The sequence below is a fragment of the Dyella sp. genome (genome assembly GCF_036384435.1).
Classification (GTDB): Bacteria; Pseudomonadota; Gammaproteobacteria; order Xanthomonadales; family Rhodanobacteraceae; genus GSA-30.
The window spans coordinates 21,952-28,260 of the sequence record NZ_DASVMI010000093.1 but is presented as its reverse complement, the minus strand read 5'-3'; the positions used below and the strand labels follow the sequence as shown (position 1 = coordinate 28,260).

Sequence of the window (6,309 nt, the reverse complement as noted above, 5' to 3'; positions counted from 1 at the left end):
GGCAGGACGGGATACCTGGCTGGGACGGTTGTGGCAACGCACGACGCTGATGCAGCGGCTGGCGTTCATCGCGCTTGTGCCTACCCTGGTCACCGCGGTGCTGCTGGTTGCCATGCTGACCCGTCATCAGCAGGCCACATTGCGCGATATGGCGCAAAGCACCGCCGATTCCATCGCCATCCAGACCGCTTCGGTATGCGCCGAGCCGCTACGCCAGATGCAGCGGCGCGAGCTCACCCGTATCGCTCAATCCATCGGCGAACTACCGCATGTCACCCACGTGCAGATCCGCGCGGCAGATGGAGAAATCCTGGCCGATACCCAGGCGCGCGAAGAACACTCCGGGCGTGAAGTGCTCACCGTGGTTCGCGACGTGATCAACACCGATCACGACACGCATACCGTGATTGGTTCGGTGCTGGTCGACGTCAGCATGAAGGAGGCCATCGCCGCGCAACGTTCGAGCCTGCGCAATACGCTGATCGCGCTAACCTTCAGCCTGCTGGTCGCGGCGATCATCGGCTGGCAGGCCGCGCGCTGGATCAGCGCACCACTACGACACCTCGCCGCTGCCGTACACCAGCTCGGCCGCGGCGATCGACGCGTCGAAGTGGACATCACCGACCACACCGAGATCGGCGAACTACAGCGCGGCTTCAACAGCGCCGCGGCGGCCCTGTTCGACGTGCAACGGGAAATGGAGCAGGAAATCGAAGCTGCCACGCTGGAGCTGGCGCGCAAGAACACCGCCCTGGAAACGGCCAGCATCGCCAAGGCTCGCTTCCTGGCAGCTGCATCGCATGACCTGCGTCAGCCACTGTATGCCCTGACCCTGTTTTCCTCGTCCCTGGCAGAAAACGAGTGCGATCCACTACGACTGGACCGCATCGCGCACATCCAGGAATGCGTCGAGGCGCTGGACCACCTGTTCACCGAACTGCTGGATCTTTCGCGCTTGGAAACCGGCGCCATGCAACTGGAAATCAGTGAATTTCCGGTCGACCATGTGTTTGACGAAGTCAGTCGCAACTTCCGCCTGATCGCCGAGCAGCACGAGCTGCGCCTGGTTGTACGACCGACATCGCTATGGGTGCGCACTGATCGCACCATGCTTGCACGCATTCTCAACAATCTGGTCAGCAATGCGCTGCGTTACACCCGCGAGGGTGGTGTCCTGGTAGGTGCCCGACGACAGGCTGATGGCACGGTGCGCGTGGATGTCTGGGATACCGGCAGCGGCATCGCACCCGAGCACCAGATGCGTGTGTTCGACGAGTTCTATCGCGTCGACACACATGGCTGTGGCGAGCACGACAGCGGCCCGCGTCGAGGCCTGGGCCTGGGCCTGGCGACCGTACAACGCCTGGCCGAGTTGCTCGACACCCAGGTCAAGCTCAAGTCACGCGTTGGACGTGGCAGCATCTTCAGCTTCCATGTGCCCGAGGCACCCGTGCACCCGGCCTTTCCCTCGCCAGCTGACGAACGCGCACTGGATGTATCAGGCATGCGAGTGCTGGTGATCGACGATGAACCCGCCATCCTGTCCGGCATCCGTTATCTCCTGCGCAGTTGGGGTTGCGATGTGGCCGTGGCTGAAGACCGCGTCCAGGCAATGGAGGCGGCCGAGTACTGGCCCATCGCTCCGGACCTGGTCATTTCCGATCTGCGCCTGCGTGATGGCGAAAGCGGGCTGGATATCCTGGCAGCACTGGATCAACACTATGGCCTCTCCCACCCTTCGACTGGCTTCGCCCGCCTGCTCATCACGGGGGAGACACGCAGCGATCGCTTGCGCGAAATCATGGCCGCGAAGATCCCGGTGCTCTACAAGCCGGTATCCCCCGAGCAACTACGCGAGGCCATGGCCATGGCCCGTTCAACCGGCCATCTGACGGCCTGAAGCCTGCCCCGCATTCAAAATGTGATCCACCTCGCACTTTGGCATCACAGGGGGCTTAAGGTCCTCGCGGCAGGGCCGATACAGCGAACTGTGAGGGCAGGTCTTGCACGATCTCGAACTCGCCCCAGTCGCTGCCGGGAATGGCCGCGCCAGGACGGATACACGTTCATATGCTGCGCAGAAGCAAAGCCGTTGCCATCGCTTTACTGCTGTTGCTGTCGACAAGCCTGCATGCCGACGGCGCCAGCGGACACGCCACCGCCGTGATGCGGGTGTCGTTGGTGGTGCGCGAAGCGTGCAGCGTGCATCCCGGCAATGCGGCCACCGCTCCAGACGTGCACTGCAATACCCAGCATCCTTTCAGCGTCGAGCAGATCCACGCAGACCCGCTCGACGGCCCCAGCGAGGTCAAGCGCGAGGTTGCCAGCGAAAACAACGGCAACGTAGACACCTGGGTCGTCACTTTCTGAATCTTCCGCCGTGCGCATCGCCACCGGAAAGCGCTTCGCAGCTGCCACACCGCGCACGATGAACCGGCACGGCCCTAGGCCAAAAGGCCGAGGTGGCGCTCGTCTTGTAGTGCTTTCGTCGATGCATCAACGTCTTGCCGATGCCATGCCGTAAGGCTATGTTGCTCGGGTAGCCGGACGGGTCATCTACCGTGGCAGGCTGCGGGGGAGAACATGCGGATACTGATTGCCGATGACCATCGACTGATCGTCGAAGGGGTCAAGCTCAAGCTGGCCGAACTCGGTCCGGATACCGAGTTTCTGGTCGCCATGGACGTCAATGAGTTGCGTGCAGCCTTGCGCAACGAGCCCTCACCGGATCTGGCCGTGGTCGACCTGGCCATGCCCGGTACCCAGGGCCATGCGCACCTGTCCGAAGTGATCGCCAGCCTGCCTGGCGTGCCAGTCATTGTATTGTCCGGCTCGGAAGATCCTTTCCTGATGAAGGACCTCCTGGCCATCGGGGTACAGGGTTTCATTCCTAAGGCCTACTCACCCGATGTGATGCTTTCGGCAGTCCGACTGGTGCTTTCCGGCGGCGTGTACGTGCCACCGATGATGCTCGACGAATCCGGCCAGATCGCCCAATCTCCACCGCCGGTCGCCACGCCGCCGGCCAACGGGCCGGCCGACCTGGAAGAACGCCTGCGCCAGTTGTTGACCGACCGGCAGATCGATGTGCTGTGGCTGCTTTCTCAAGGTAAACCCAACAAGGTGATCGCCCGCGACCTGGGCATCAGCGAGGGCACTGTGAAAATCCATCTGGCGGCGATTTTCCGCGCACTGAACGTGCGCAACCGGGTCGAGGCCGTCGTAGCATCCCGGCGGCTATCGGGCAGTCCCTGACGCAACCGCCTTCATCGGCGTGCTCCATCCTTGGGGCCGCCGCGCAAAATCACTCAGTAGGGTGCGATTGCAAACACGTTGTCACCTACGCACCGCCGCACCAGCGTATGCTCGGCCACCTGGAAAGGATTTTGAGCCACACCGCCTGGGATTGCAGGGGAGCCTACATTGCCGCAACGAAGGAATCTCCGCGACGGATGCCGCCTGGCCGCGTTGAGCGTGGCCTGGTGCGTGTTGCTGTGGATGCTCATCGGCCAGTCCGCCTGGGCCGGCGAACCTGAGGCGCCTGCAAAACCGCTGACCTTCGGCGTGCTGCCCATGGGCGGCCCCTCGGAGTCGCTCGAATCCTGGCGCCCGATGCTCGACGACATGGGGCATGCCCTGCAACGGCCCATCCGCAGTGTGTCGGTAAGCACCTATGAGGGGCTGGCCCAGGCATTGGCCGAACAGCGCATCGACTATGCCTTCGTGTCCGGACGCCTGGCCTTGCAGGCGGTCACGCAGGACCACATGCAGGTAATCGCCCAATTGACCCGCGGTGACGGCACGCTGGGTTACTACTCCGTATTGATCGTCGAAAAGAATTCGACCATCCACACGCTCGACGATATTTTCGACAAGCCTGGACACTGGCGCTACGCGCGCGGCGAATCATTGTCGGTGTCCGGCTATCTCGTTCCCGAGACACAGCTGTTCGCCGCGCGCAAACTGGATTCGGATACGTTCTTTGCCAGCGTCATGGTGGACAACCATCAGAACAACGCGTTGGCCGTGGTCAATGGTGAGGTCGACCTGGCTACCAACAACACCGCCGACATGGAGCGTTTTGCCAAGCACTTTCCCGATCAGTACGCCCGCCTTCGCACAGTGTGGAAATCATCGCTGATTCCCCATGCAGTGATCATCGTACGCACCGACCTGGCACCGCAATTGCGCCAGCGCATCGCGCAGTTCCTGACAGGCTACGCCAAGGGACGCAATGCTGCCGCGGAGCTGGCCAAGCTCCAATTAATCCACGACATCAGTGGCTTTCATGCGGCAGGTAACGATGTACTGACCTCATTCGCCGACATCGACTACACGCTGGAACAACGTCGCGCGCTCAGCGCTCAGTGGGTCAATAATGACGCCATGAAAGCACGCTTGCAGAAGATCGAAGCGGCGCATGAACAACTGATACGCCAGTTGAAGAACAATCAGCCCATCACCTTGGCCAGGCACAACGACGAGCCCTGAATAGCCCCTATATCGTTCGATATAGACCGGCGCAGAATAGTACGAACTGTGTATCGAATAGCCGTCCATGCTTGCTTACAGTGAAGCCATGGGCGAGGCCGCGCGGTGGCCGCCATTCATTCGTACAGTGCCGATGCCATGCAGTACTCACTTCGATTCCAGGCGCAGGCGTCGCGGTCCCGACGGGGACACATCCTTCCACGCGTCATCGCAAAGGCGGGCCCATGAAGCGCACGTTCGACGGACTTCTGCCGCGCCTGTTGATCGATGCCATTTTGCCGTGTGCCCTCTCCGCCCTGGTGCTGACCGTAGCGCTGACGATGCAGCACGCCACCCTGTTGCGCGAACGGCAACACAATGGTCTGGCCCTGGCGCTCGAACGATTGAGCGCGTCATTCGTATGGGATCGGCGGCCGCCGCAAAAGGTACTGGAAGAAAGCCTGCGTCAAGGCAAATCACTCGGCATGCGCTACGCCGAACTGCGCATGGCCGATGGTCGCCTCTACGCTGCCGGGCATGCCGAGGATGACACGCTGGACATCTACGGCCGTGTGCTCTCGACTCCACCCGACCAGCCGGTGGCAACCGTCAGCATACAGGTCGATCCCTGGCCCCTGCGCAGCGCCCTGCTACTGACCTGGGGCTGTGGACTGCTATGGGCCCTCGGTATCGCCGCCATGGCCATACTGGCGCGCTGGACGCTGCGCCATCGCGTGCTCGACCCGGTGGCACGCCTGCAACATGCCCTGGACGACCTGCTGCCGCGGCGTGACGAATGCGATGCTGCCACGCATTTATCAGGCAACGAAATCGAGCGGCTACATGCTTCGCTTTCGCGCATAGACCAAGCCCTGACCCTGCAACGCCGCGACCTGGTCTCGGCCCGCCGCCATAGCGCCGTACAAACCATTCGCCGCCAACGCGATGCACACGCCCTGTCACGCAGCAAATCCCATTTCGTCGCCCTGGTCGGGCACCACTTCCGCCAGCCGCTACAGGCACTGCAATTGTTTGCCGCCTTCCTGCACACCGATAGCACCAAGGAGCAGAAAGCCGCACTATCACAGATGCGCGGCAGCATCGAAGCCATGACACGCCTGCTCGATGCGCTGCTGGAAATGTCGCGCCTTGACGCTGGAGTCGTGCATGCAAAACCCGTGTCGTTCAGCGCTGCCACACTGTTCATGCACGACAGACAAACCTTGAGCGAAGCGGCCATCGAGCACCACGTCACGCTGGCATGGCGCGGCAGCCACCACGGCATCCATGCCGATGCGGACCTGTGCGCGCGACTGCTCCAATTGCTGGTATCCAATGCGCTGGCAAATGCGCCGTATGGCCGCGTACTCATCGCGGCACGCCGACGTGGCGACTGTACACGCATTGAGATCCGCGACAACGGTTCAGGCATCGAGACAGCGCAGCAGCAGCATATCTTCGAGGAATTCGTGCGCCTCAGCGCCGACGAAGGCGACTCCGGCGACGGCTATGGACTGGGCCTGGCCATCGCCGAACGCGTCGCCCAGGTTATGGGCACCCAGATAGGCCTGCGCTCGCGACCGGGCCATGGCAGTACGTTCTGGTTTGATGTCCCACGCGCGCCAGCCATCGATCAGCACCGGCCGCTGGAGACACCGGTTGGCGGCTGGCGGCGAGCGAGTTGAGTATTCGATATTGGAATACTTTTTGGTCGATGGATGGGGAAGTCCCGACGTCCCACCGCAGCCATTCGTCTGAACATGCGACCCGACTGCGCCATCGTTATTTGTACGAGTCGCAAAAAAAATGGCCTGCGATGATCGCAAGCCACGGACTCGA

The 6,309-nt window shown here is 62.1% G+C and carries 5 protein-coding genes; all 5 read left to right on the top strand.

Annotated features, from left to right (window positions below):
* The first annotated feature begins 19 nt into the window (after nt 1-19).
* Complete coding sequence (locus VF436_RS09145) at nt 20-1,900, top strand: hybrid sensor histidine kinase/response regulator (protein WP_330903703.1); 1,881 nt, start codon at nt 20-22, stop codon at nt 1,898-1,900.
* Between the two features lie 170 nt (nt 1,901-2,070).
* A complete protein-coding gene (locus VF436_RS09140) occupies nt 2,071-2,370 on the top strand; it encodes a hypothetical protein (protein ID WP_330903701.1) in 300 nt (99 codons plus the stop codon).
* 213 nt (nt 2,371-2,583) lie between these two features.
* On the top strand, nt 2,584-3,255 hold the full coding sequence (locus tag VF436_RS09135; protein WP_330903700.1) for a response regulator transcription factor: 672 nt from the start codon (nt 2,584-2,586) through the stop codon (nt 3,253-3,255).
* Nucleotides 3,256-3,423: 168 nt separating this feature from the next.
* Nucleotides 3,424-4,491 carry a phosphate/phosphite/phosphonate ABC transporter substrate-binding protein gene (phnD, locus tag VF436_RS09130; RefSeq protein WP_330903699.1) on the top strand — a complete coding sequence of 356 codons (1,068 nt, stop codon included), beginning with the start codon at nt 3,424-3,426 and terminating at the stop codon, nt 4,489-4,491.
* A gap of 224 nt (nt 4,492-4,715) precedes the next feature.
* The gene (locus VF436_RS09125; protein ID WP_330903698.1) at nt 4,716-6,155 is read left to right on the top strand and encodes a HAMP domain-containing sensor histidine kinase; all 1,440 of its coding nucleotides are present in this window, start codon (nt 4,716-4,718) and stop codon (nt 6,153-6,155) included.
* Nucleotides 6,156-6,309 lie beyond the last annotated feature (154 nt).

What these genes read in the sequence shown, in the direction of transcription:
- VF436_RS09140 (WP_330903701.1), top strand. Translation starts at nt 2,071, where the DNA reads ATGCTGCGCAGAAGCAAAGCCGTTGCCATCGCTTTACTGCTGTTGCTG.
- VF436_RS09135 (WP_330903700.1), top strand. Translation starts at nt 2,584, where the DNA reads ATGCGGATACTGATTGCCGATGACCATCGACTGATCGTCGAAGGGGTC.
- VF436_RS09125 (WP_330903698.1), top strand. Translation starts at nt 4,716, where the DNA reads ATGAAGCGCACGTTCGACGGACTTCTGCCGCGCCTGTTGATCGATGCC.